Source organism: Streptomyces sp. NPDC088350 (assembly GCF_044753545.1).
Taxonomy (GTDB): domain Bacteria; phylum Actinomycetota; class Actinomycetes; order Streptomycetales; family Streptomycetaceae; genus Streptomyces.
Genome location: NZ_JBIVNL010000019.1, coordinates 57,464 through 83,209 on the forward strand (window position 1 = coordinate 57,464; position 25,746 = coordinate 83,209).

Consider the following 25,746-nt stretch of genomic DNA (forward strand, 5'->3'; position numbering starts at 1 on the left):
CCCCCGCCCCGGCACGTACGGTCAGGGGTATGAGCCCCACTCCCCCCGCACGCCGCCGTCGCCTCGGGCTGCCGCGGCGGGTGTTCTCGCAGGTGCTGCTGATGCAGTTGGCGATCGCCGCGGGAGTCGCCGTCCTGGCGACCGGGCTGTTCCTCGCGCCGCTCAGCAAACAGCTGGACCAGGAGGCGATGAACCGCGCCCTGGCCATCGCCCGGACCACCGCGCAGCAGCCGCAGATCATCAAGGACGTCCAGAACACCCCGCCCAGCGTGGACGGACCCGTGCAGCAGGAGGCCGAGCGGATCCGGAAGGCCACGAAGGCCGAGTACGTGGTGGTGATGGACTGGCGGGGCATGCGCTGGTCGCACACGACTCCGAGCGAGATCGGGCGTTTCGTCTCGACCTCTCCCGGCCAGCCCCTGGCGGGCCAGGAGGTCAAGCAGATCGACAACGGCACCCTGGGCCGCTCGGCCCGCGGCAAGGTGCCCCTGCGCGCCGCGGACGGCACGGTCGTCGGGGCCGTCTCGGTGGGCATCAAGTACGACAGTGTCCGCGCGCAGCTGATCAGCGCGATCCCGGGGCTGCTGGCGTACGCCGGGGGCGCTCTCGCCGTCGGCGCGCTGGCGGCCTGGCTGATCTCCCGGAGGGTGCAGCGGCAGACCCGGGACCTGGCCTTCTCGGACATCTCTGCGCTCCTCTCGGAGCGCGAGGCGATGCTGCACGGCATCCGGGAGGGTGTCGTCGCCCTGGACCGCGCGGGCCGCATACGGCTCCTGAACGACGAGGCGCGACGACTTCTCGGCATCGGCGACGAGGCGGTCGGCCGGTCCCTCGACGAGGCGCTCGGAGAGGGCCGTACGACCGACGTCCTGGCCGGCCGGGTGACCGGCACCGATCTGCTCGCCGTCCGCGGCCAGCGGGTCCTCGTCACCAACCGGATGCCCACGGACGACGGCGGCGCCGTGGCCACCCTGCGCGACCGCACCGAACTGGAGCAGCTGGGCCGGGAGTTGGACTCCACGCACGGCCTGATCGACGCCCTGCGCGCCCAGGACCACGAGCACGCCAACCGCATGCACACCCTGTTGGGGCTGCTCGAACTGGAGATGTACGACGACGCCGTGGAGTTCGTCGGCGAGGTGGTCGGGGATCACCGGGCCACCGCCGAACAGGTCACCGAGAAGATCCAGGACCCGCTGCTCGCCGCGCTCTTGTTGGGCAAGGCGACCGTCGCGGCCGAGCGGGGCGTCGCCCTGTGGATCTCCGACCTGACCTGGCTGCCCGACCGGTTGATCGACCCGCGCGGGCTGGTCACGGTCGTCGGCAACCTGGTGGACAACGCGCTCGACGCCGTCGGGGGCACACCGCACGCACGCGTGGAGGTCGAATTGCGGACAGAGGGGCGTACGGCCGTGCTCCGGGTGCGGGACACGGGCCCCGGAATCCCGGTGGAACAACGGGAGTTGATCTTCACCGAGGGGTGGTCCACGAAGAAGCCCCCGGCCCATGGCAAGCGCGGTATCGGGCTCTCCCTGGTGCGTCGACTCGCCGAACGGCAGGGTGGCAGCGCGGCGGTGACGGAGGCGGACGGCGGAGGCGCGGAGTTCGTGGTCGTCCTGCCCGAAGCCCTGGCCGAGGCACTGAGCGAGGCACTGAGCGAGCCTGAACTGGAGCCCGCCCTCACCGCCCGCGGGGAGACCGCCGCCGAGGAGGAGTCGCGATGATCGAGGTCCTGGTCGTGGACGACGACACCCGGGTCGCACGGGTCAACGCCGCCTACGTGGAGAAGGTGCCCGGCTTCCATGTCGCGGCCGAGGCGCACAGCGCCGCCGAAGCGCTGAACCGGCTGGAGACGCTGCCCCGCCTGGACCTGGTCCTCCTGGACCACTATCTGCCCGACGAGACGGGTCTCGCGGTCGTCCAGGAGATGCGCCGGCGTGGCCACCAGACGGACGTGATCATGGTGACGGCGGCCCGGGACGTGACGACCGTCCAGGCGGCGATGCGGCAGGGCGCGTTGCAGTACCTGGTGAAGCCGTTCGCCTTCGCCGGTCTGCGGGCCAAGTTGGAGGCGTACGCGGAACTGCGCCGCACGCTAGACAGTGGCGGCGAGGCCGAACAGGCCGAGGTGGACCGCATCTTCGGCGCCCTGTCCGCGCCCTCGGAGCCCGGGCTGCCCAAAGGGCACTCCCCCACCACGGCGGAACTCGTGCGCCAGTCCCTGATGAGCGCCGAAGGACCCCTGTCCGCCCAGGAGATCGCCGACCGCACGGGCGTGAGCCGCCAGACCGCCCAGCGCTATCTGAAGCTCCTGGAGCGCACCGGACGGGCCAGGCTGACGCTCAAATACGGCGACGCGGGCCGCCCGGAACACCGTTACGTGTGGGCGACCCGCGCCTGAGGGCACGGCCTGTGGGGGGCGGGGGAAGGGGCCGTACCCCACCTCCTATACGGATGCCGACCGCAGGGCCGTCAGCCTGTCGCGTTCTTCACGAACTCGGTCGTGTAGGTCGTGTCGAGGTCCACGTTCGCGTCCTTGATGGTGGGGTTGAACGCCTTGAGCACCTTCTCGACGGTCTCCGGGCCGTTCGCCGGCATGACGCCGTCCTTGGTGAACATCGGCAGCGTGCTCTTGATCGCGGTGGCGTAGAGGAACTTGTTGCCCTGGGAGTAGTCGGCGGGCATCTTGTCGGCGATCTCGGTCGCGCTGTGTGTGGACATCCACTTGAGCGTCTTGACGAATACATTGACCATCTTCTGCACAGTGGACTTGTGACTGTTCACCCAGTCCGTCTGCATGTACAGACTTGACGAGGGGTACGGCCCACCGAGCGCGGCCTGCGACCCCGCGGGCGTCCGCATGTCGACGAGGACCTTGCCCGCCTTCTTGTCGAGGATCGTGGCGACGGTCGGGTCGGTCGTCATACCGGCGTCGATGGAGCCCTGCTGGAGAGCGGCGACGAAGGTCGGTCCCGCGCCCACGGCGACCGGGGTGAACTCGCTGACGTTGACGCCGTTCTTGACGGCGAGGTACTTGGTGAGGAAGTCGGTGGACGAGCCGAGGCCGGTCACACCGAGCTTCTTGCCCTTGAAGTCCTTGGGCGACTTGACCTTCCCCGCCGCCTTGGTGGAGACGATCTCCACCTCGCCGGGCGCCTGCGAGAACTGCACCACGGACTCGACCGACTTGCCCTTGACCTGCAGGTCGAGCGTGTGGTCGTAGAAGCCGACGGCCCCTTGGACCTGCCCGGAGACGAGCGCGGTCTCGGCCTGGACACCGGCCGGTTCGCTCAGCAGCTCGACGTCGAGGCCCTCCGCGTCGAAGTAGCCGAGTCGCTGGGTGAGCATCGCGGGCAGGTAGATGACCTTGTCCAGGCCACCGACCATGATCTTGACCTTCACGCCCTTGCCGTCGCCCTTGCTGGTGGCGGCGGTGGAAGCCGCGTCGTTGGCGCAGGCGGTGAGCGAGGAGAGGGCGAGCAGGCCCGAGGCGGCCAGGGCGGTGTATCTGGCGGTCTTGCGCATGGCGGTTCACGTCCTTGTGAGGGTGCGGTGCGAGGAGGCAGGGGGGTTCTTCAACGGGGATGCCGCGAGGGGCCGTAGGGGGTGCCGCGAGGGGCCGTTCAGCTGTCGGAGCCCGACGGCTTCCAGCGGAAGATGCGGTTCTCGGCGAAGGTGAGGAGCCCTTCGGCGACGAGGGCGACGACCGCGAGGATCACCATCGCGGCGTACACACCGGCCGCGTTGAAGGTGCCCTGGGACTGCGCGACGAGCAGGCCGATGCCCTTGGTCGCGCCGATGTACTCGCCGACGATCGCGCCGATGAGGGCGAAGCCGAAGCTGACGTGGAGGCTGGTGAAGATCCAGGAGGTCGCGGACGGGATGACCACCTGGAGGGTCACCCGGCGGTCGCTGGCACCGAGGATGCGGGCGTTGGCGACCAGGTTGCGGTCGACCTCACGGGCACCCTGGAAGGCGTTGAAGAACACCGGGAAGAAGACGAGCACGACGGCCGACGCGACCTTGGAAGCCGGTCCGAGCCCGAACCAGATCACGAAGATCGGGGCGAGGACGATCCTCGGTATGGAGTTGAGCACCTTGATGTATGGACCAAGTACGTCGGCGAGCAAGGTGATGCGCCCCAAAGCAATACCGAACACGACACCGGCGATCACACCGATGATCCAGCCGAGCAGCGCCTCCTGGAGCGTGTACCGGATCTGCTCACCCAGGGAGCCGAGCGCGGTCCCGTGCATCACCCAGGTGGAGATCTGGTCCCAGATCTTCGAGGGCATCGAGAAGTTGAACGGATCGATGACCTTGGCCCGGGAGAGCGCCTCCCACAGACCGAGAACGGCGACCAGGAGCAACACTCTCGCCGCCCCGACGCCGACCTTGCGTTTACGGGCGGCACGCGCGCGTGAATGGGCGCGGTCCGCCTTGGCGCCCGGCTCGGTGGCAGCCGTAGCGACCCGGTCCTCGGGCATGACGTCAGGCGACATGGGCCGCACCCCTCTCGCGCGTGATGCGGACCTCTTCGCCCAGCGACTCCCAGATCTCGCGGTAGATCTCGATGAACCGCGGCTCCAGGCGCACTGATTCGACCTTGCGGGGCCTCGGCAGATCGATGTCGTAGACCTGCTTCACGGTGGCCGGCCCGGCGGTCATCACGACGACCCTGTCGGCCAGCGCGATGGACTCCTCCAGGTCATGGGTCACGAAGACGACCGAGGCACCGGTGCCCTCCCACAGCTCCAGGAGTTCGTCCGACATCAGGGCCCTGGTCTGCACGTCGAGCGCCGAGAACGGCTCGTCCATCAGCAGGATCTCGGGGTCGTTGACGAAGGTCGCGGCGAGCGCGACGCGCTTGCGCATACCGCCGGAGAGCTGGTGCGGATAACGGTCCTCGAAGGCGGAGAGCCCGACCCGGGCCAGCCACTCCCGCGCCTTCGCCCTGGCCTCCGCCTTCGGTACGCCACGGAAGCGCGGACCCGCCATGACATTGGACAGGACCGTGCGCCAGGGGAAGGTGGCGTCCTGCTGGAAGACGAAACCGACCTTGTCGCCGACGCCGGAGACGGGCTCCCCGGCCACCAGCACATCGCCCTCGGAGGGCTCTTCCAGTCCGCTGACGAGGGTCAGCGTGGTCGACTTGCCGCAGCCCGTGGGACCGACGACCGCCACGAACTCGCCACGTCCGACGGTGAGATCAAGCCCCCGTACGGCCGTGTGCAGACCCCCCGACGGGGTCCTGAAGGTCTTGCTCGCGCCCCGCAGCTCGATGGCGGGGCTGGTGTCTGCGCTCATGGCCGGGACCGTAGATGTGGCCCGGACCACAGCAGCAGTCTTCTGGGCGCAAGCCGTTCTTTTGCTCTCAAGAGCCTGTTGTGCTCGTTTTGCTCGCGCTACAACTGCGGAGCCGAAACACGGGCTTAACGCTCGCCTGGCCTTGAGGAAAGAGGCCCAATGATTGACGTCATGGTCGTGGACGACGACTTCCGCGTCGCCGAGATCAACGCCAAGTACGTGGGAAAGGTTCCCGGTTTCCGGGTCGCCGCCCGTGCGCACAGCGCCGCCCAGGCGCTGGCCACCGTGGAACGCGGGACCATCGACCTGGTGCTGCTCGACCACTATCTGCCCGACCGGACGGGTCTCGAACTCGTCCACCGCATGCGGGAACAGGGCCACACGACCGACGTCATCATGATCACGGCGGCCAGCGATGTGACTACCGTGCAGAAGGCGATGCGCCTGGGCGCCCTGCACTACCTGGTCAAGCCGTTCACCTTCGCCGCGCTGCGCACCCGCCTCGACTCGTACGCCGCCCTGCGCCGCACCGTCGACCGCGTCGGCGGTCGCGGCATCGCGGGCCAGGAGCAGGTCGACCGCATCTTCGGCGCCCTGCGCACGACCACCGTGCCCGCCTCCCCGGGCCTGCCCAGCGGCCACTCGGAACCGACCACCGACCTGATCTGCGGCGTCCTGCACCGCGCCGGCCACCCGCTCTCGGCCCACGAGGTCGCCGCCGAGACCGGCCTGAGCCGCTCGACCGCCCAGCGCTACCTCCGCCACCTGGAACAGGCCGGCCGCCTCCGCCTCTCCCTCAAGTACGGCGACACGGGCCGCCCGGAACATCGCTACGCCTGGGTGGCGCCGTAGCCACGCGACACTCAGACACGGCACGGCACACGGGTACGCGCGCCGCCGTCGTACGACGATCAGACCGCTGTCGTACGACAGTGGGTCGCTCGCGTCGTACGACAGCGGGTCGCTCCTGCGACGGCGGCGGGCGCCCCCGCTACACGGCCCCCGCCCCCGTGAGTGCCCGTACCTCGGTCTCCGCGTGCTTGGCCTCGTCCGGGACCTCCGGTGAGGTGACCGTGCCGAGCCAGCCGGCCAGGAAGCCCAGGGGGATCGAGACGAGGCCGGGGTTCTGCAGCGGGAAGAACTGGAAGTCGACGCCCGGGAACAGCGAGTCCGGACTGCCCGACACGACCGGTGACAGCAGTACCAGCGCCAGTGCGGGGATCAGTCCGCCGTATACGGCCCACACGGCGCCGCGGGTCGTGAAGCCGCGCCAGAACAGGGAGTAGAGCAGCACGGGGAGGTTCGCGGAGGCGGCGACGGCGAACGCGAGGCCCACCAGGAAGGCGACGTTGAGGTCCCTGGCGAGCAGGCCCAGCGCGATCGCGACCACGCCGATGCCAACGGCCGCCGTGCGGGCCACCGCGACCTCGCTGTACGGCTTGGCGCGCGGGCGTCGCAGCGACGCGTACAGGTCGTGGGCCACGGAGGCCGAGGAGGCCAGTGTGATCCCGGCGACGACCGCGAGGATCGTGGCGAAGGCCACGGCGGCGACGATCGCGAACAGGACTGTCCCGCCTGTGGAGTTGGCGCCGCCCAGGTCGAGGGCCAGCAGCGGGACCGCTGTGTTGCCGGCCGCGTTCGACTTCCGTACGGCCTCCGGTCCGACGATCGCGGCGGCGGCGAAGCCAAGGACGATGGTCATCAGGTAGAAGCCGCCGACGAGCCCGATCGACCAAATCACCGAACGGCGTGCGGCCCGCGCGGTCGGCACGGTGTAGAAGCGGGACAGGATGTGCGGCAGGCCCGCCGTCCCCAGCACGAGCGCCAGGCCCAGGCTGATGAAGTCGAAGCGCGCGGTCCAGTCCCCGCCGTACTTGAGTCCCGGCGCCAGAAACGCCAGGCCGTGACCGCTGCGATCGGCCGCGCTGAGCAGCAGTTGGTCGATGTTGCCGTGGAAGCGCAGCAGGACCAGCACCGTCAGCGCGACGGTGGTGCTGAGCAGCAGGACCGCTTTGACGATCTGGATCCAGGTGGTGGCCCGCATCCCTCCCAACGACACATAGATCACCATGAGCGCGCCGACGCCGATGACGGTCCACACGCGCGCGGCCGGGCTCGTCCCGCCCAGCAGCAGTGACACCAGGCTGCCCGCGCCCACCATCTGTGCCACCAGATACAGAACGGACACGGTGACCGAGGAAGTTCCCGCCGCGATCCGCACCGGCCGCTCGTTCATCCGCGCGGCGACCACGTCGGCGAGTGTGAACCGCCCGCAGTTGCGTACCAGTTCGGCCACCAGGAGCAGCACCACGAGCCAGGCGACGAAGAAGCCCACCACGTACAGCATGCCGTCGTAGCCGTACAGCGCGATGAGTCCGGTGACGCCCAGGAAGGAGGCGGCCGACATGTAGTCGCCCGCGATGGCAAAACCATTCTCCATCGGGGAGAAGAGCCGCCCGCCGGCGTAGAACTCCTCCGCCGAACCGTGCCGGTTGCGGCTCACCCAGGTCGTGATCCCCAGGGTGACGGCGACGAAGCCGCTGAACAGCAGCAGCGCCAGCGTCTGATGATTGCCGGTCACGAGACACCGCCTCGCACACCACGCGTCAGTTCCTGGGTGTCCCACCGCAGTTCGAGCGCGGCGCGGTCCCTGCGCAGCCGCGCGTGCCGGGCGTACGCCCAGGTGAGCAGAAACGTGGTGACGAACTGGCCGAGCCCCGCCACCATCCCCACGTTCACGGCGCCCGCAACTGGCCGCGCCATCAGCCCGGGCGCGGTCGTCGCGGCCACCACGTATGCCACGTACCAGGCGAAGAACACGGCCACCGCCGGCACCACGAACCTCAGATAGCGGCTGCGCACCTCCTGGAAGGCCGCGCTGCGCTGCACCTCCAGATACACGTCCGCGGCGCGCAGCGCCCGTCCCTCGTGCTCCCGGCGGGCGGACGGCACCTCGGGAGCGGGCACGCCCGCGCCGTCCAACTCGCCCCAGCCGGACGCGAGTGCGTCGTACCACGGGTCGTGGTATCTCACCTTTCCGGATGCCTCGGCGGGGGTTGGGTCATGACCTTCCTGGTTCTCGGCCGGACTCTCGTGACCACTCCCGCCACCGCGGGGACGACCGTTGCTTGACTGCATGCCCAAGGATGGACAGAACGGGAAGATCCCCGACTCTTCTTCTCCGCTGGCTTCACCCCATCAGGTGACTCAACCCGCTGGTGGCCGCACCAGGCCCTTGCCGTAGGCGTAACGCACCGCCTGCGCACGGTCCTTGAGCCCCGTCTTGGCGAACAGGTTGTTGATGTGGGTCTTCACGGTCGCCGTGGAGACATGCAGCTCGCGGGCGATCTCCTGGTTGGTCAGGCCCTCGGCGATCAGCAGCAGCACCTCGGTCTCCCGCGTGGTGAGCCCGTCCGGCGGCTCCTCGGGCCCCGGCGACGGCTGCGGCTCGGGCTCCGACAGGCGCTCCAGCAACCGCCGTTGGATGCTCGGCGACAGCCCCGCGTCCCCCGACAGCACGCTCTCCACGGCCCGTACGATCTCGTCGCCGCCCGCGTCCTTGGTGAGGTAGCCGCGCGCCCCCGCGCGCAGTGCCGGGAACAGCGACGCGTCGTCCGCGAACGTCGTCAGCACCACGACCTGCGTTCCGGGATGCTCCGTGCGGATCCGCCGGGTCGCCTCGACACCGTCGCAGCGCGGCATGCGCAGGTCCATCAGGACGACGTCCGGGGCGAGTTCGGCGACGAGCCGCACCGCCTCGTCCCCGTCGACCGCCGCGCCCACGACCTCGATCCCGGGCAGCAGCCCCAGCAGCATCACGATGCCTTCGCGTACGACGGTCTGGTCGTCCGCGACCACGACCCGCGCGGGCCTCTTCACGGCCTCCTCCGTCATGCGGGCACCTTCAGCGTCACCACGAATCCCTCCTCGTCCGGCCCGGCGCGCAGCGAACCGCCCAGCAACTCGGCGCGTTCCCGCATGCCCAGCAGACCGTATCCACCTCCCGCCCCGGTCAGTTCGCCCGGTGAGCCGCCCGAGTCCCTTACGTCCAGCGTCACTTCGTGTGCGCCGTAGTCCAGCCTGAGCAGCACCTTGGCGCCCGGGGCGTGCTTGCGCACGTTCGTCAGGGCCTCCTGGGCGACCCGGCGCACGGCCTGCGAGGCCTCGGCCGGCAGCTGTCTCCGGTCACCCGTAACGGTGACCTCGGCACCGCCGGTCGTGGCGACGATCTCGGTCAGGAAGTCCTCCAGCGGGGTCATCTCGCCCCGCAGCGCGGACAGGGCCTGCCGGGTCTCGGCGAGGCCGTCGCGGGCCATCCCCCGTGCCGCCACGACCCGTTCCAGAATCGTCTCCCGGTCGGCGCCCCGCTCGATCAGCAGCCGGGCCGCCTCCAGGTGCACGAGCTGGGCCGAGAGGCTGTGCGCCAGCACGTCGTGGATCTCCCGGGCGATCCGGGCCCGCTCCGCCAGCGCGGCGGACTCCGCCTCGGCGGCGCGGGCCATGCGTTCCTGAGTCAGCAGCCGCTGGGCGTTGCCCCGGGCCTCGGCATCGAGGCGGAGCGTGTACCCGGCGAGGGCCAGTCCCGCTGTGGTGACCGCGGTGGTCAGCCACACGTCGTTGTTGACCGCGGCGAAGGTCGCGAGGGACAGCGATGTCACGGGCAGAGCGACCGCGATGGGCAGCCGCTCCAGCGAGCTGATGGCACAGCCGCACCAGACGACGAGGGCCGGGACCGTGAATCCGGCCGACTGTCCCCCGATTGCGAGCCCGAGGAGCGCCGCGATAAGGGCCAGGGACGGCCAGAGCCGGTGGGCGAGGCTGGTGCGCCAGAAGGCCCAGGCGAGGCCCGCGGCCACGAGGATCCCGGCGACGCCTCCGGCCAGGGCCCACCCGTGGACATGGTGGCCGGTGGAGGCGCCCCACAGCAGCATGCCGAGCACCAGCAGCCGGACGGCCCAGGCGAGCACACGCCGGGGCCGCGAGACTCCCGCTCGGCTCAGCGCCTCCCACGAGGGCCAGCGCGTCCAGGCGTTCTCCGTCACACGCGCTCCTTCCGGGCCTGCCGCGCCATGCCGAAACCGTACGCCGGGGCCGATCGGGCCGCCCCGGTGAAGGACTGGGCCCGCCAGACCAGGATCCCGGAGCGCACCAGCAGGGTTGCCGCGAGACCGAGCATCAGGGCCGCGCTGTCCTGGTGGACGCCCACGGCCGCGCCGAGGGCGAAGAGGCCGACGCGCAGGGCTATGCCGACGATCCAGACGCCCCCGCTCGCCTTGGTGCTCCTGCTCCAGACGGCACCGTCCTCCTCGACCCACAGACATGTGGTCCAGGCCCAGCCGGCTCCGGTGGCCAGCCCGATGACCAGCTCGACGCCGAGCAGGACGGCCGACTCGGTGTGGTGGTGCGCGTCGAGGATGCCGGGCTCGCGCAGCGCCACGACGGCGAGGATCGCGGGGAGCAGCCACCAGCGCCGACCGGTGTCGATCCGGCGGGCGCGGAACTGTCGCACGATCACCACGGCGACGACGGCCACGATCACCAACGCGTTGACGAGCCCGGACATCAGAGCCTCCGTGAGCGGAAGGGATGTCGACGGCGAGCGCTGCCGACGCCTTCGACGCTACGGAAATCCGCAGGTCGGCAGATCGGCGCCAGGGTGGATCGTGGGTGGATCCTCGGACCGCCTCGCCCTCCACCCACGGGTGGAGCCGAGCGACGGCGCGGGCCTCAGTCCGGGCCCGGTACGGAGCCGGGCCTCAGTCCGGGGACGGTACGGAGCCGGGCCTCGGTCCGGGCCCAGGACGGGTCCGGGCCGAGGCCCGCGCAACGGTCGGACGTCGACAATCAGGCATCGACGGTCAGGCGTCGATCCGCGACCGGTCGAGCGTGGCGGCCGAGCTGGAGATGAACTCCTTGCGCGGTGCCACGTCGTTGCCCATCAGCAGATCGAAGACCTGTTCGGCCGCGTCCAGGTCGGAGAGGTTGATCCGGCGCAAGGTGCGGTGGCGGGGGTCCATCGTCGTCTCGGCCAGCTGGTCGGCGTCCATCTCGCCGAGACCCTTGTAGCGCTGGATGGAGTCCTTGTACCGGACGCCCTTGCTCTGGAACTCCAGGAGCTTCTCGCGCAGCTCACGGTCCGAGTACGTGTAGACGTACTTGTCCTGGCCCTTCTTGGGCTGGACGAGTTCGATGCGGTGCAGCGGCGGCACCGCGGCGAACACCCGGCCGGCCTCGACCATGGGCCGCATGTAGCGCTGGAACAGGGTGAGCAGCAGACACCGGATGTGGGAGCCGTCCACGTCGGCGTCGGTCATCATGATGATCTTGCCGTAGCGGGCCGCGTCGATGTCGAAGGTACGGCCCGACCCCGCTCCTATGACCTGGATGATCGCCCCGCACTCGACGTTCTTCAGCATGTCGGTGACGGACGACTTCTGGACGTTGAGGATCTTGCCGCGGATCGGCAGCAGCGCCTGGAACTCGGAGTTCCGGGCGAGTTTGGCGGTGCCGAGCGCGGAGTCCCCCTCGACGATGAACAGCTCGCTGCGCTCCACGTCGTCGCTGCGGCAGTCGGCGAGCTTGGCGGGCAGCGAGGAGGTCTCCAGGGCCGTCTTGCGGCGCTGCGCGTCCTTGTGCTGCCTGGCCGCGATACGCGTGCGTGCGGCGGCGACGGCCTTCTCCATGACCACGCGGGCCTGGGCCGCGGCGTCGCGCTTCGTCGAGGTCAGGAAGTCCTTGAGCTCCTTGGTGACCACGTTGGTGACGATGCGGCGGGCCGCCGACGTACCGAGCACCTCCTTGGTCTGCCCCTCGAACTGCGGTTCGGCGAGCCGGACGGTGACGACCGCGGTGAGGCCCTCCAGGGCGTCGTCCTTGACGATGTCGTCCTCGGCGACACGCAGCAGCTTCTTGGCGCGCGCCACCTCGTTCATCGTCTTGACGACGGCCTGCTCGAAGCCGGCGACGTGGGTGCCGCCCTTGGGGGTGGCGATGATGTTGACGAACGACCTGAGGGTCGTGTCGTAGCCGGTCCCCCAGCGCAGGGCGATGTCGACACCGAGTTCACGGGTGACCTCGGTGGGCGTCATCTGGCCGTGGTCGTCCAGGACAGGGACGGTCTCCTTGAAGATGCCCTGGCCCGAGAGGCGGAGTACGTCGCAGACCGGCTTGTCACTCGCCAGGTACTCGCAGAACTCGCTGATGCCGCCGTCGAAGCGGAAGGACTCCTCTCCCTTGCTGCCGCCCTCGCCGAGGCCGTACTCGTCGCGGACGACGATGGTCAGCCCGGGCACCAGGAAGGCGGTCTGCCGGGCCCGCTGGTGCAGGCCCTCCAGGGAGAGCTTGGCGTCCTTGAGGAAGATCTGGCGGTCGGCCCAGTAGCGCACGCGCGTGCCGGTGCGGGTCTTGGGAATCCGCTTGGCCTTGCGCAGGCCACCGGGCTCGAACGCGGCGTCCGGACCGGCGGTGGCGAAGGAGCCCGGCACACCGCGCCGGAAGCTGATGGCGTGGGTGTTGCCGCTGCGGTCCACCTCGACGTCCAGCCGCGCGGACAGGGCGTTCACCACGGAGGCGCCCACGCCGTGCAGACCGCCGGAGGCGGCGTACGAGCCGCCGCCGAACTTGCCGCCGGCGTGCAGCTTGGTCATGACGACCTCGACACCGGAGAGGCCGGTCTTGGGCTCGACGTCGACCGGGATGCCCCGGCCGTTGTCCCGGACCTCCACCGAGGCGTCGTCGTGCAGGATCACCTCGATGTGGTCGCAGTAGCCCCCGAGGGCCTCGTCCACGGAGTTGTCGATGATCTCCCACAGACAGTGCATCAGGCCACGGCTGTCGGTCGACCCGATGTACATACCCGGGCGCTTGCGTACGGCCTCGAGCCCCTCGAGGACGAGCAGGTGCCGCGCGGTGTAGTTGGAACCGTCCCGGTCTGCTCCTGCCAGCAGCGCTGTCGACGGCACGGACGTTTCGGCGGTCACGCGGTTCGCTCCTCGCTGAATTTCAGATGAGGCCCTTTTGGGTAAGGGCCCGGCTTCGGTTGCCGCTCAGAGGGTACCGAGGCCTGGTAGAGCCGTTGTAACGCCACCCTCGTCTCCTCCTCACACTAGTCCAGGGTCGTATACCTGTTCGATCCCTCGATGGAGTGAAGTACATATCACGTTCCCTTCGGGGCATGAACCATTTAGGCTCCGGGCACGTCCTCAAGAACAACCGGCAACCCAGCCGGGAGGACCGACCCCGACCCACAGCGCGAACCCGTACAGACACATAGACACGCAATACGGCACATTCGCCGCCAACCGGCAGCAGACAGCCGCCCCGGAAGAATTTTTCGAGGAAAAGCCACGAGCGGGAACGTTTTCGGGCTGGTTGGATGTTGACCCTGGTACGACAGCTCGTCGAGCTAGAGAAGAGGCGACGTGACTACTGTTCTGACCCCCGCGAGCCCACTGACGGCCGCCGATCGCTGCGACCGCTGCGGCGCCCAGGCATACCTGCGCGTCGTCCTGCTGAGCGGCGGAGAACTGCTCTTCTGCGCCCACCACGGCCGCAAGTTCGAGCCGGAACTCAAGAAGATCGCCGCTGAGATACAGGACGAGTCGGAGCGACTGACCACCGCTCCTGCTGCAAGCACCGCTGAAGAAGAGCGCTGACACTTCGCGTCCACGACGAGCCAGCACAGGCCGGCGACGGGGGGGGGGCCCCCCCCCCCCCCCCCGGGGGGGGGGCCCGCCCCCCCCCCCCCCCCCGCCCCGCCCCCCCCGCCCGCCCCCCCCCCCCCCCGCGCCCCGGGGGGGCCCCCGCCGCCGCCCCACCCCCCCGTAAAGAACCGCCCTCACCCTGCCCTCCCCCCACCCCCCCCCCCCGCCCGCGCCGGGGCGCCCCCCCCCCCCCCCCCCCGGCGCGGGGCCGCCCGTCCTCGTATCCACCGGCTCCTACCCGCTGATGCCTCTCAGACGCCGTCAGGCGCCCTTGTGCGGCCCCGGCGAGCCGCGATGGCGGCCCAGTGTCCGCAGGACGTCGGACATCCTGGTGTAGACGCCAGGGCTCCCGGCCCGTCCGCAGCCGCTGCCCCACGACACGAGCCCGATCAGCCGCCCCTGGGCGACCAGCGGTCCCCCGCTGTCTCCCTGACAGGCGTCACGGCCTCCCTCGGTCTCTCCGGCGCACAGCATGGCCGCGGAGAGGTAGGTGCCGTCGGTACCGGCCGGATACGCCTCCTCGCAGCGCGCGTCGGGCAGCACGTGCACGCGTGCCGCGTGCAGACTGCCCGCGTAGTCGCCGCTGCCGGTGAGATCGCCCCAGCCGTAGACCGTGGCGGCCGTACCCGGTGCGTAGGCCGGGTCGCCCGCCGCCGCCGTCCCGATGACCGAGCTCTGGGGCAGCGGAGCGGCGAGGGTGAGCACGGCGAAGTCACCGGCGTTACTGCCGGCGTCGTACTCCGGATTGACCCACACGTCGCGTACGGCGATCTCCTGGCCCCGGTCCGAGAGCAGGTCCGTACGGCCCGTGACGGCCTTGAGGTCGCGCGCCCGGTGCGGCGGCGCTCCCAGGACGTCGTCGCCCATGCAGTGGGCCGCGGTGAGCACGGTGGTCCGGCCCACGGCCACACCGCCGCAGAACTGTCCCGCCCGGGTACCCCCGAACCGGTCACGGCTGGACAGCGCCACCGTCCATGGACTCTCGGAGACATCGACCGGGAACCCGCCGACGACAATGCTGTCGGCGGCCACGGGGGCCGCGGATACCAGCGGTATGGCGGACGCGGCAGCCGCCAGGACCAGCGGCCGGGTCAGCGCCCGGGCAAGGGGACGACGCATGCACGTTCCTCACTCTGTGATGGTCATGAGAGACCCAGAGTGATCCAGCGCGCCACGCCGCGCACCCGCGCCAGCACGAAGGCCCGGCTCCCCGAGAGGAGACCGGGCCTTCCGTGTCGTACGGCTACGACCTGGTCGCGACAGTCGCGTACGACCTAGTCGAGGTAGTCGCGCAGCACCTGCGAGCGCGACGGGTGGCGCAGCTTCGACATGGTCTTGGACTCGATCTGGCGGATGCGCTCACGGGTGACCCCGTACACCTTGCCGATCTCGTCGAGGGTCTTCGGCTGACCGTCGGTGAGACCGAAGCGCATCGAGACCACACCGGCCTCGCGCTCGGACAGGGTGTCCAGGACGGAGTGCAGCTGCTCCTGGAGGAGCGTGAAGCTGACCGCGTCGGCCGGGACGACGGCCTCGGAGTCCTCGATGAGGTCACCGAACTCGCTGTCGCCGTCCTCGCCCAGGGGGGTGTGCAGCGAGATGGGCTCGCGGCCGTACTTCTGGACCTCGATGACCTTCTCCGGGGTCATGTCGAGTTCCTTGGCCAGCTCCTCCGGGGTGGGCTCGCGGCCCAGGTCCTGGAGCATCTGGCGCTGCACGCGCGCGAGCTTGTTGATGACCTCGACCATGTGCACCGGGATACGGATGGTGCGGGCCTGGTCGGCCATCGCGCGGGTGATCGCCTGACGGATCCACCAGGTGGCGTACGTGGAGAACTTGTAGCCCTTGGTGTAGTCGAACTTCTCGACCGCGCGGATGAGACCGAGGTTGCCCTCCTGAATGAGGTCCAGGAACAGCATGCCGCGGCCGGTGTAGCGCTTGGCCAGGGAGACCACCAGACGGAGGTTGGCCTCCAGGAGGTGGTTCTTGGCGCGGCGGCCGTCCTCGGCGATGATCTCCAGCTCGCGCTTGAGCTTGGGGGCGAGCTTGTCGGCGTTGGCCAGCTTGTCCTCGGCGAACAGACCGGCCTCGATGCGCTTGGCGAGCTCGACCTCCTGCTCGGCGTTGAGGAGGGGGACCTTGCCGATCTGCTTGAGGTAGTCCTTGACGGGATCGGCAGTGGCGCCAGCGGCGGCGACCTGCTGCGCGGGCGCGTCGTCCTCGTCCTCGTCGGAGAGTACGAAGCCGGCGCTCTCGGCGCCCTCGGGCTCGTCCCCGGTCTTGCCGGGGGTCTCCTCGGTCGCCTCTTCGTCGATCAGCTCGACGTCGTCCTTCTTGGCGCTGGTCTTCTTGGCGACCGCCGTCGTCTTCTTGGCGGCGACCTTCTTGGCGGCGACCTTCTTGGCGGGCGCGGTCTTCTTGGCAGCGACCTGCTGGGCGGCGCCGTCCTCGAGGAAGGCGTCGGCGACGGATGCCGCCGGAGTGGCGGTGGCGGTGGCCTTCTTGGCGGTCACCGTCTTCGCGGCGACCGTCTTGGTGGCGGTGCGCTTGGCCGGACTCTTCGCTGCGACGCTCTTTCGGGTGCGCTTGGGCTCCGCGGCACTGACCATCAGCGTCACACCCTCTTCCTCGAGGATCTGGTTGAGGCTGCGCAGTACGTTCTTCCACTGAGTGGCCGGAATCTGGTCAGCTTCGAAGGCCCGACGCACGTCATCGCCGGCGATCTGCCCCTCAGCCTTTCCCCGCTCGATGAGCGCCATGACAGAGACGGACTCGGCGATCTCCGGCGGGAGCGTACGGGATGTGCTGGCCGACACGAACAACCTCTCGGAACGATGGAAAACGGCTTCCGGCCCCGTCCGGTACGGACAGGAGCCGACGACCGCCGACTTGGGGATGGGCCGACGGCGCGGGCTGGGGCCGGGAAGAAGCACAGCGCCTTGAACGGCGTCCGTATTCCCTTCCGCGGCTGTCACCTCTTAGGTCATCGCGCAGTTCCCGCGAGCGTTACGCCCAATCTGCGTGGCCCGAGTCACACCCCGTAAGCGTTCAAAAACGGCCAGACACGGGCAGAGGAGGTCACTCACGGCCGTGACAGGCGCTCCTCAGGGGGTCCGGCGCCCCGTCGCACCGCCGGACCCCGCCGGATTCCCTGGAGGATCCTGCGGGGTCCGGCGGGACGCGGGCGCCCCGGCCGGGCGGCGCCACGAGAACGCGGCACACCTCGACCGCGCCGACCGCCGCGCGCGGGTCAGTGCTCGCGCGGGGCGGGCACCACGCGCTCCACCTCGGGGTGCACGATGAGCAACTGCCGCATGGCCGCCTCGGCTCCCGCACCGTCACCGGCGGCGAGCGCGTCGACGATCCGGGCGTGGTGCCCCAGGGACGCGTCGTTCGGGCGGTCACAGCCCGTGACCGGGCCGCCGGAGACCTGGAGGGCGGAGGAGACGATCCCGGACAGGTGCTCCAGCATGCGGTTGCCCGCCACCTGGATGAGCAGCGAGTGGAACTCGGCGTCCGCACGGGAGAAGGTCAGCGCGTCGCCCTGCCCCATGGCGTGGCTCATGATCTCGACCATGTCGGAGAGGCGCTGCTGGACGTCCTCGCGCCCGTGCCCGGCGGCGAGGCGCGCGGCGAGCGGCTCGATCGTCCAGCGCAGCTCGCTCAGCTCGCGGCGCTGGTTGTCGCGCTGCGGGCCGAAGGCGCGCCACTCGATGATGTCCGGGTCGAGGAGGTTCCAGTCGCTGACGGGACGCACGCGCGTGCCGACGTTCGGGCGGGCGCTGACCAGGCCCTTGGCCTCCAGGACGCGGAGCGACTCGCGGACGACGGTGCGGGACACCTCGAAACGCTGGCCGATCTCCTCGGGCACCAGCGGGCGGTCGGCGCCCAGGTCCCCGGAGACGATCATCTGGCCCAGCTGCTGGACGAGTTGGCCGTGCAGCCCGCGTCCGCGGCTGCCCGCGGCACGTCGGCCAACGCGGCCCAGCTCGGGGTCGGAACCGTCCCAGGAAGGGGCTCCGAGGCGCTCGGTGACGGGCGCCTCGGCATAGGGGTAGCGGTCGAGTTCGCCCGGGCCGGCGAGACCGGAGTCTGCGGAGCGGGCGGCGGTCATCATGGTGTGCGCAAGGGTACTCACGGATCCTTTGTCGGCGCTGTCTCCAACTCCCTTGAGGTCTTTGGTGAAAAGCACACGAAAGGGTGATCGCTCACCCCGTCGCAATTGACGCCTTATCGGAAAGAAATGGGCTTTCTCCGGGGAGTTGTGCGCAGAGCGGAACCCGAAGGGCGCCGACGGCCGTCATCGGACCCTGCTACGCAGGGTCGTGAGTAGATACGCGCAGAGCAGGGCGGTCAGCGACAACGTCAGTGCCCCGCCCACAGGTTGGACGATCACCCGCGCCGCCGCGGACAGATATCGCTCACCCCCGAAAGGCCACTGCAGCAGGAACACCTTCCGCAACCGCACCGGAAAGCCTTCCGCGGTCCGCACGGCTGAACCTTCCAGCGCCTTGTGCACGAGGGGTACGACGAGAACCGGTACGGCGACCACCGCGGCGAGCCCGGCCGTCGTGGACCGGAAGATGCCCGCGGCCAGTACACCGGCCCAGGCACACCCGACGACGAGGCCGAGCCAACTCGCGCTCATCGAAAGCCAGTCGGCGGGAACCTGCGCGAGCTCCCGTCCGTAGACGAGGTAGAGCACTTCGGCGTCGCAGCCCACCGTGAGGAAGGCCAGCATCAGCGCGGTGGCCGCGGCGACGAGGAGCTTCGCGACGAGTAGTCCCATCCTGCGGGGCACGGTGCCGCGATCCGCTGCCAGGGCCGGGTGACGGAACTCGTCACCGAACGCGAACGCCCCGAGCAGCCCCGCACCGAGCGCCGCGGGCGGCAGGGGCAGCTCCCACGGCCACGCGGCCAGCAGACGCGCCTGCGGGGTGTGGCCGATCCGGGCCAACAGCAGCGCGGTGAGGGCGGACACGACGAGCACGGCGGCCCCGGTCAGAAACCCGGTACCGATACCGGCGGCACGCCGCAGCTCGTAGCGGAGGGGACGCAGCGGGCTGGGGGCGGAGCGGACGGAGATGGGGGGCGGGAGCGGGGACGGGGCGTCGAGGGTGAGGGGTTGGGAGGGGCGTGGGACGCGCGCCGGGGGATGCGTGCCGGTCGTCGTCTCGTCGGGGTCGATGAGGGGCACGAGCCGGGAGTGGGCGGAGGTTGTCATGTGGAGGCCGGCATGGGCCTCGTGCGGCGGGTGAGGGTCGGCCACCGGCTCCGGTTCTCCGGCGGCAGGCGGATCAGCAGTGGGCAACGTGGCGGTGCGGGGTTGCTGAGTCTCGGCACTCAGCGTGTCCGTGGATGACGTCGGCATCTCGGCTGTCGATGAGGTGCACGACTCCCGTGACTCGTCGATGGCTTCCCCCTCTCCGTAAGGGGTTGCTCCGGCGCCGGGCCCCATGTCGCCGACCTCGTCAGCGAGTTGGTGGACGAGGATGTCGTGCCGGAACGCCGTCTCGCCGACGTCGGCGCATGTACTGCCGTACACGGAGAGGCGGTTGCCCTCCTCCCGTACGACTTCGACGGAGCGGTGTGCGGTGCGGGCCTCCTTGGTGAGGAGGGCGGCGAGACGGGCGGCGTGTGGGGTGCGGACGGCGACGCGGGGGCGGAGCCGGGTGCGGGCGAAGTCTGCGGCCTCCTGGTCGGCGACGAGTCTGCCCTGTTCGAGAGTGACGACCCGGTCGGCGCTGCGGGCTGCTTCCTTGGGTTCGGCGGTGGTGAACAGGACCGTGCCGCCCTGGGCGGCGTGCGCGCGCAGCATGCCGTACAGCCAACGGCTTTCGCGGGCGGAGAGGTCGTCCGCGGGTTCGTCCAGCACGAGCGTGTGCGGGTCGGACAGCAGGGCGCAGGCGAGGCCGAGGCGGCGGTCCATGCCGCGCGCGAGGCTGCCGAGGCGTTCGGCACGCAGACTGACGAGGCCGACCACTTCGAGGACCTCGTCGGCGCGCCGGGCCGGAACGCCCGCCGCGGCGCACAGCATGCGCAGGTGGCCGCGGACCGATCGGGCCGGATGACCCGGCACATCGCCCAGCAGTACGCCGACCTCGCGCGACGGGTGGGCGATGCGATGCAGGGGGCGGCCCCTGAAATAGGTGATTCCACGTCCCTGTTGGAGTTCGAGCATGAGCCTGAGCGCGGCCGTCTTGCCCGCGCCCGGCGCTCCGAGGAGTGCGGTGACACGGCCCGCACGAGCCTCGAAGGAGACGTCGTCGACGGCGGGCGGATGCTCCTTGCGGGCAGTGCTGGTCAGTCCGAAGGCCTGGATCACCCACAGCAAGATAGCGCGTTATGTCCGTTTTTCCGGGCACTGAACGGCCCGCTCCGCAACGGTTGATCGACTCGGTCGAGGCGCTACGGCGTCACACCTCGGGGCGCAGCATCGGCGGGTTGAGCAGTGTGGCGCCGCCGGCCCGGAACAACTGTGCAGGACGGCCTCCCTGACGGGTCGTCGTACCGCCGGTCGGGACGAGGAAGCCGGGCGTGCCGGTCACCTTGCGGTGGAAGTTGCGCGGGTCGAGCGCCACGCCCCACACCGCCTCGTAGACGCGGCGCAGCTCGCCGACGGTGAACTCGGTGGGGCAGAACGCCGTGGCCAGGGACGAGTACTCGATCTTCGAACGGGCACGCTCCACCCCGTCGGACAGGATCTGCGTGTGGTCGAAGGCGAGCGGCGCCACCGGATCGCCGTCGCGTCCGAACCCCCCTTGCTGCAGCAGTTCCTCGACGGGCGCCCAGCGCGCGTTGCTGGCGTCGCCGCCGGCGCGGGGTGCGGGCAGATCGGGGGCGAGAGCGAGGTGGGCGACGCTGACCACGCGCATCCGCGGGTCGCGCTTGGGGTCGCCGTAGGTCGCCAGCTGCTCCAGATGCGCTCCGTTGTCCTGGGCGGGGACGGCCGGGTCGTGGGCGCGCAGTCCCGTCTCCTCGGCCAGCTCGCGGGCGGCGGCCTGCGACAGATCCTCGTCGGCCCGCACGAAACCGCCGGGCAGCGCCCAGCGCCCCTGGAACGGCGGCTCACCCCTGCGTACCGCCAGCCCGCACAGAGCATGGCGGCGCACGGTCAGCACGACCAGATCCACGGTGACGGCGAAGGGCGGATACGCTGACGGGTCGTAGGACATGCGGCGATCATAGTCGTCTGCCTGACGATAAACACTCCCTTCGCCGGTACCGCCGCGACTGATCCACTTCGGTGCGACAGGCGGCTCGTCTTCCGCTTCCGGCCGCCGGCCAATACAGCCTCGTCCGAGGTCAGGCTCTCAATTGCAGGCCGTCGGCGGCCTCCTCGACCATGGCGACACCGAGTCGGCCGACCCGTACGGAGAAGGGGGCGCCCGCGATCCGCAGCCCTGTCAGGCCGATCTCGCCCAGGGGTGCGCTGCGCACCGGGCGGAGGGTGACCGTGCGGGCGGGGGCGTCGGGGCGGATGCCCACGAGAGTGGTCAGCAGCAGCACCCCGGCAGCCGCCGCCGTGGCCGCCGGGCGGCAGGCCGCCGGGTGGGGAAGGGGAGCGCTCCCGTCCGTGCGCTGCTCCCCCGCGTACATCTCGGGGAGCCGGTGTCCGAACGCCTCTGACGCGGCGAGCACGCCCCGCAGCAGCGAGGTCGCCTCCTTCTCGTACCCGGCGACGGCCAGGCCCGCGACGGCGATCGCCGTCTCCGCCACCCGCACGGCTCCGTTCCGGTGACCGAACGGGCTGTATCCCGGTTCCTTCGCACCCAGGCCGCGCAGCCCCCAGCCCGAGTCCATGGCCGGGCCGCCGAGGAGCCGGGCGAGTTGCTCGGCCCGCACCTTGTCGAGCAGGCCGGGCGCGTACTCACCGCCGCCCAGCAACCCGGTGTCGAGGAGGTGGGCCGCGGTCGCGCCGAGGTGCGGTACGAGGCGTCCGTCGGGAGCCCGGGCCGCTGCCGGACGGCCACCGCCCAGGTCTCCGATCCAGAAGTCCGCGCGGAACGCGGCGCTCAACTCCTGCGCCCACTGCCGCAGATCGGCACCGCCGGGTCTGTCGAACGCGTCCAGCAGATCGGCCCCGAGCAGCGCGGCCCGATGGGCGTGGGCCTGTGTCTCGCAGCGGACGGGTCCGCCCGGGTGCGGGTCGCGCAGATAGGTGCCGTCGCCCACGGTGGTCCGCAGCCAGCTCAGACAGCGCTCGGCCGCCGGAAGCAACTCCCGTGTCTCCTGCTCCGGCAGCCCCCAGCGGCGGGCCTCCGCGAGCAGCACCGGGAAGAGCAGGGTCGCCTCCGTCCCCGTGCAGCTCGGCGGCAGATGGGCGCCGGCGTCGCGGCGCGGTCCGGGAATCATGCCCAACTGCGCTCCGGAGCCCTGGAGTTGGGTGCGGGCGAGAGTCCGCAGTGTGCCTGCGGCAAGCCGCGTACCGAGGGGCAGCGTCATACGAGCCGCCGTGAGCGACTCCGCCGAGGCCAGACCGCAGCGCCACGGTGCCCCGGCCGCGAGATGCGTGTCGGAGGGGTGCGAGGGGTCGCGCAGCAGCAGTGCCTGGAGATCCTCGACGCCGGTCCGCAGGAGCACCTGGACTCGGGGGTCGTCCCCGGCCGCCCGCGCGGAGGCCAGGGGGCTGGTCGCCCCGTGGCCCACGGCACGGACCGGTCCCGCGCCGACCGGCCGTACCCGAAGCTCCACGCTCACCGTGCCACCCGGTGGCAGTTCGAACTCCCAGCGCAGGAGCCCCGCGGAGGCCAGTGCGTCGGCGGGCGGTGGGTCCGCCGTGACCTCCGAGCTGCCGGTGGCGCCGGACCAGCGCAGCCCGGAGGCGTGCACGCCGGCGGGCAGTTCGGGTCCCGTGCCGCCCGCGGCGATCGCGCCCAGGTCCGCCAGGTCCGTGCCGAGCGCCACCTCGACGGGCAGGCGCAGCGGACGCCAGGACACGCTGCGCAGTGTGATGCGCTCGGCGCCGTCGGCGTGCCGGGTCCGCTCGACGACGAGGTCGGGGTCCGGACCGCAGTCGGGAGACACCCGGACTGTCCCCACGAAGCGGGCGCGGTCGGCCGCCGTCATCCTGGCCTGCACCGCCAGCGGTTCGCGTCCGGCCACCCGCAGCTGGCAGCGGGAGAGCACCCGCCGGCCCGCACGGTAGAAGCCCTCCAACCCCCGGCCGTTCATCTGCCCCTGCTCGGTGGAGACCGCGAGGCCGGGGAGGGCCACGCAGATCAACGTGGTGTGGGTGGGCGGCAGTTCGAGGGAACGGCGGGGTAACGGGCGAGGTGTGCGTGACGTCGGGCTTTGCGGCGAGGCGAGGGAGGAGGACTGGTGCGGGGGTGATGGAGGTGGAGGCGGGCGGCGGACTTGGCCGGGTGGTCGCCCTTCTGCCGGCCGATGAGGTGGCTGCGGCGGATCGGACGGACGTCGGTTCTGGTCCGCACCCGCTGAAGTGCGCGGGTTGGGCCCCGGCGATGGGCCGGCGCTCCGGCTCAGGCGCGGCTCGGGGTCACCGGAGGCAGGGCGCTCGTCGTTTGCGGAGGGCGGAGGCGGCGGATACATGGGCGGCTTCTTCTGCGCTCTCTGCGCCTCAGGCATGTTCGGCGCCAAACAGAGGGTTCCGGGAGGACAAAGGCGGTGCGGCGACACGGCCCGTTCAGGCGTTCCGCCACTCAGGTGAACGGAGGCGGGCTCCTCCTGGTCACGCCCTCGCCCGGGGAAGCCGACCGAATGGCGGCGCGACGCAGGAGGCGGGCAGTCGGCGCCAATCCCTCGCCGGCGCAGCGCAGAACGCGGCCGGTCGACGCCGGTCCCCCGGTCCCGATCGCCGACAGCTCGGCGCACGGTCCATCGGCCGCTCCTACCCATTCCTTGCGTCGCGTGCCCCGCCATGGCAGGAGCGCCGCCCCGCGCGTCGGCCACTTGCGGGGTTACCGCCTGCGCACCGACCAGGTGCGGGGTCACCTCCCGAACGCCGACCACTCGCGGTTCCACCGCCCGCACTCCGCCCAGTTGTGGGATCACCTCCCGCATCCCCACTGCTCGCGGGGCCACCACCCTCGCCCCGACGGCCCTGCGGAACCACACCCCGAAGGCTCGGAGCCAACCACCGGCCGAGCCGGGTTGTCCTCCACTCCCCCAGCCCTTGATCACCCGTCCCCCTCAATGCCGTTGGTCCCCGGCTGCGCCCCCTCCGCGCAGGTGTCGTGACGCCGTGAACCGCCCTTCCCGGAGGTGCGCGGACGTGTGCTGCCGGAGCGCGCGGTGCCCTGCGCCGGTGTGCGGGGACGGGGTCCGTCCGTTCCCGATCGGCGGCCGTCCGACCCCGAAAGACGGGGACGGCCCTCGACTCCGTCGGCGGCACGCGCGCGTCGTCGACGACGGGAGGCCGTGGGCGAGGTCGCCGCCGTTGCCGGACCGTCGCCGGGATCGCTCGTGCCCCGCGGCACGGAAATGTCGACGACCTCCTCTCCGCCGATCGCCCCTTCGACTCCCGCGCGCCCCTCCCGTTCCGCGCGCAGGCAGCGGCGGATCGACTCCGGGTCCAGGCCCTCGTTGCATGCCTGGTGCAGGAGGCGGGCGAACAAGTACCCGGGGTCCGCGCCCAGGGCCATGGCCAGCGCCTCCCGGGCCTCCAGGTCGTCGCCGGTCGACCAGGCGACCCAACCGGCGAGAGTGAGAGGAGCCGCGGCGTGCTCGCCGTACGAGCCGACGCAGCGGCGGGCCAGTGCGCGCCAGAGGCGCAGGGCCGGGACCGCGTCCTGGCCCTCCATCCATTCGGCGGCGCGGTCGCGGGTCGTACGGTCCTGGAGGCCGAGGATCAGCGTGGCGGCTTCGTCGTGGGCGAGCAGTTCGTCGTCGCGCAGGTCCGACGGGAGCGCGCCGGACACGGGCGGTGCCGCGGCGAACCGGCCCAGGATCCGCTGGGCGAGGTCCAAGGTCTCCTGTGCCACCTCGGCACGGCCGGAGTCGTCGAGGATCCTGGGGACCAGGGTCATGCCGGCGGCGTCCAGAGCGGCTTCCTGCTCCAGTGCGGCAGCCGTCTCCCACGGCAGCAGCCTGGTGCGCAACTCGCGCAGTGTGCCGCGCACTTGGAGCCCCGCGTAGGTCGCCGCGGCGGCCAGCACGGAGGTACCGGGCAGGCCCATCGGGGAGCCGTCGACCGGGCAACATCCCTCGATCGGGCAGCAGTACGACCAGAAGCGGCCGTCCGAGATGCAGATCGCCTCGATCACCGTCACGTCGAGGAGGCCGCACGCCTTGCGCAGACTCTGCACGAGGGGGCGCAGGCGTTCCATGACCTGACGACCCGACTCTCCCGGCGCCGGTTCCTGACAGACGTAGGCGATCATCTGCTCGGGCCGGGTTCCCCTGCGCTCGCTGCCGGTCACCAGGCCGTGGGCCAACTGCTGTGCCACAGAAGCCCAGTCGTCCGCGCCGGCGGGAATGCCGAGCCTGGCCCGGCCTCCGAACCGGCCCCGGCCGCCCCGGTCGTGCAGGGCGACCAGGACGATGCTGTCCTCGGGGCGGTACCCGAGCAGATAGGGCAGGGCGTCCGCGAGTTCGCCCGGGGTGCGCAGGGTGACCTGGTGCTCGGAGCCGTGTCGGTCGTAGGCGGTGGGGTCGATGTCGCCGTTTTCGGAGGATCCGGTCGTTTCGCTGTGATTCGTCATGCGTTGACGATCTCGCGGATCACGGAATCCCGCTTGAGCCTGTGGATAAGTCCGGTCAGGGACACGCCACATGG

Annotated in this window: 20 protein-coding genes; 4 read left to right on the plus strand and 16 right to left on the minus strand. The window is 71.0% G+C overall.

Going from position 1 to position 25,746, the window contains the following annotated elements:
* The first annotated feature begins 29 nt into the window (after positions 1 to 29).
* A complete protein-coding gene (locus ACIQBL_RS44405; protein ID WP_401953732.1) occupies positions 30 to 1,724 on the plus strand; it encodes an ATP-binding protein in 1,695 nt (564 codons plus the stop codon).
* Entirely contained in the window at positions 1,721 to 2,401 is a 681-nt protein-coding gene (locus ACIQBL_RS44410; protein WP_401953735.1) for a response regulator, read from the plus strand. Before ACIQBL_RS44405 ends, ACIQBL_RS44410 begins: the two co-directional genes overlap by 4 nt.
* A 71-nt stretch (positions 2,402 to 2,472) precedes the next feature.
* Here the strand turns inward: ACIQBL_RS44410 and ACIQBL_RS44415 are convergent, their stop codons facing one another.
* The 3 genes from ACIQBL_RS44415 to ACIQBL_RS44425 form a co-directional block, all read right to left on the minus strand.
* A complete protein-coding gene (locus ACIQBL_RS44415) occupies positions 2,473 to 3,525 on the minus strand; it encodes an ABC transporter substrate-binding protein (RefSeq protein ID WP_401953738.1) in 1,053 nt (350 codons plus the stop codon).
* A 98-nt stretch (positions 3,526 to 3,623) separates the two neighbouring features.
* Positions 3,624 to 4,502: an ABC transporter permease gene (locus tag ACIQBL_RS44420; RefSeq protein WP_401953741.1), complete on the minus strand. Its 879-nt coding sequence runs from the start codon at positions 4,500 to 4,502 to the stop codon at positions 3,624 to 3,626.
* The gene (locus tag ACIQBL_RS44425; RefSeq protein WP_401953744.1) at positions 4,492 to 5,307 is read right to left on the minus strand and encodes an ABC transporter ATP-binding protein; all 816 of its coding nucleotides are present in this window, start codon (positions 5,305 to 5,307) and stop codon (positions 4,492 to 4,494) included. The genes ACIQBL_RS44420 and ACIQBL_RS44425 overlap by 11 nt, the downstream gene beginning before the upstream one ends.
* 159 nt (positions 5,308 to 5,466) lie before the next feature.
* Here ACIQBL_RS44425 and ACIQBL_RS44430 point away from each other — a divergent pair, with 159 nt between their 5' ends.
* Entirely contained in the window at positions 5,467 to 6,159 is a 693-nt protein-coding gene (locus ACIQBL_RS44430; protein ID WP_401953747.1) for a response regulator, read from the plus strand.
* A gap of 139 nt (positions 6,160 to 6,298) precedes the next feature.
* Here the strand turns inward: ACIQBL_RS44430 and ACIQBL_RS44435 are convergent, their stop codons facing one another.
* From ACIQBL_RS44435 to ACIQBL_RS44460, 6 genes are all read right to left on the minus strand, one after another.
* Positions 6,299 to 7,888, minus strand: a complete 1,590-nt coding sequence (locus tag ACIQBL_RS44435) for a cation acetate symporter (RefSeq protein ID WP_401953750.1) — start codon at positions 7,886 to 7,888, stop codon at positions 6,299 to 6,301.
* Entirely contained in the window at positions 7,885 to 8,445 is a 561-nt protein-coding gene (locus tag ACIQBL_RS44440) for a DUF485 domain-containing protein (protein WP_401953753.1), read from the minus strand. Before ACIQBL_RS44440 ends, ACIQBL_RS44435 begins: the two co-directional genes overlap by 4 nt.
* Before the next feature lie 69 nt (positions 8,446 to 8,514).
* The gene (locus ACIQBL_RS44445; RefSeq protein ID WP_401953755.1) at positions 8,515 to 9,201 is read right to left on the minus strand and encodes a response regulator; all 687 of its coding nucleotides are present in this window, start codon (positions 9,199 to 9,201) and stop codon (positions 8,515 to 8,517) included.
* Positions 9,198 to 10,349, minus strand: coding sequence for a sensor histidine kinase (locus tag ACIQBL_RS44450; protein ID WP_401953758.1), 1,152 nt, complete (start codon positions 10,347 to 10,349; stop codon positions 9,198 to 9,200). The genes ACIQBL_RS44445 and ACIQBL_RS44450 overlap by 4 nt, the downstream gene beginning before the upstream one ends.
* Positions 10,346 to 10,870, minus strand: a complete 525-nt coding sequence (locus ACIQBL_RS44455; protein ID WP_401953761.1) for a DUF1453 domain-containing protein — start codon at positions 10,868 to 10,870, stop codon at positions 10,346 to 10,348. The genes ACIQBL_RS44450 and ACIQBL_RS44455 overlap by 4 nt, the downstream gene beginning before the upstream one ends.
* A gap of 295 nt (positions 10,871 to 11,165) precedes the next feature.
* On the minus strand, positions 11,166 to 13,286 hold the full coding sequence (locus ACIQBL_RS44460) for a type IIA DNA topoisomerase subunit B (protein WP_401953764.1): 2,121 nt from the start codon (positions 13,284 to 13,286) through the stop codon (positions 11,166 to 11,168).
* A 441-nt stretch (positions 13,287 to 13,727) separates the two neighbouring features.
* Here ACIQBL_RS44460 and ACIQBL_RS44465 point away from each other — a divergent pair, with 441 nt between their 5' ends.
* On the plus strand, positions 13,728 to 13,961 hold the full coding sequence (locus tag ACIQBL_RS44465) for a hypothetical protein (protein WP_401953767.1): 234 nt from the start codon (positions 13,728 to 13,730) through the stop codon (positions 13,959 to 13,961).
* Positions 13,962 to 14,270: 309 nt separating this feature from the next.
* Here ACIQBL_RS44465 and ACIQBL_RS44470 read toward each other — a convergent pair whose 3' ends face one another.
* The 7 genes from ACIQBL_RS44470 to ACIQBL_RS44500 all read right to left on the minus strand — a co-directional run bounded on the left by ACIQBL_RS44470 (position 14,271) and on the right by ACIQBL_RS44500 (position 25,672).
* The gene (locus ACIQBL_RS44470; protein ID WP_401953770.1) at positions 14,271 to 15,128 is read right to left on the minus strand and encodes a S1 family peptidase; all 858 of its coding nucleotides are present in this window, start codon (positions 15,126 to 15,128) and stop codon (positions 14,271 to 14,273) included.
* 155 nt (positions 15,129 to 15,283) lie between these two features.
* Complete coding sequence (locus tag ACIQBL_RS44475) at positions 15,284 to 16,825, minus strand: RNA polymerase sigma factor (RefSeq protein WP_401953772.1); 1,542 nt, start codon at positions 16,823 to 16,825, stop codon at positions 15,284 to 15,286.
* Between the two features lie 434 nt (positions 16,826 to 17,259).
* Positions 17,260 to 18,147, minus strand: a complete 888-nt coding sequence (locus ACIQBL_RS44480) for a FadR/GntR family transcriptional regulator (RefSeq protein WP_401953775.1) — start codon at positions 18,145 to 18,147, stop codon at positions 17,260 to 17,262.
* Positions 18,148 to 18,309: 162 nt separating this feature from the next.
* On the minus strand, positions 18,310 to 20,334 hold the full coding sequence (locus tag ACIQBL_RS44485) for an ATP-binding cassette domain-containing protein (RefSeq protein WP_401953778.1): 2,025 nt from the start codon (positions 20,332 to 20,334) through the stop codon (positions 18,310 to 18,312).
* A 91-nt stretch (positions 20,335 to 20,425) separates the two neighbouring features.
* Positions 20,426 to 21,184 carry an NUDIX domain-containing protein gene (locus ACIQBL_RS44490; protein ID WP_401953781.1) on the minus strand — a complete coding sequence of 253 codons (759 nt, stop codon included), beginning with the start codon at positions 21,182 to 21,184 and terminating at the stop codon, positions 20,426 to 20,428.
* 130 nt (positions 21,185 to 21,314) lie between these two features.
* On the minus strand, positions 21,315 to 23,231 hold the full coding sequence (locus ACIQBL_RS44495; protein WP_401953954.1) for a glycogen debranching N-terminal domain-containing protein: 1,917 nt from the start codon (positions 23,229 to 23,231) through the stop codon (positions 21,315 to 21,317).
* A 917-nt stretch (positions 23,232 to 24,148) separates the two neighbouring features.
* On the minus strand, positions 24,149 to 25,672 hold the full coding sequence (locus tag ACIQBL_RS44500; RefSeq protein ID WP_401953784.1) for a DUF4192 domain-containing protein: 1,524 nt from the start codon (positions 25,670 to 25,672) through the stop codon (positions 24,149 to 24,151).
* Positions 25,673 to 25,746: the final 74 nt, after the last annotated feature.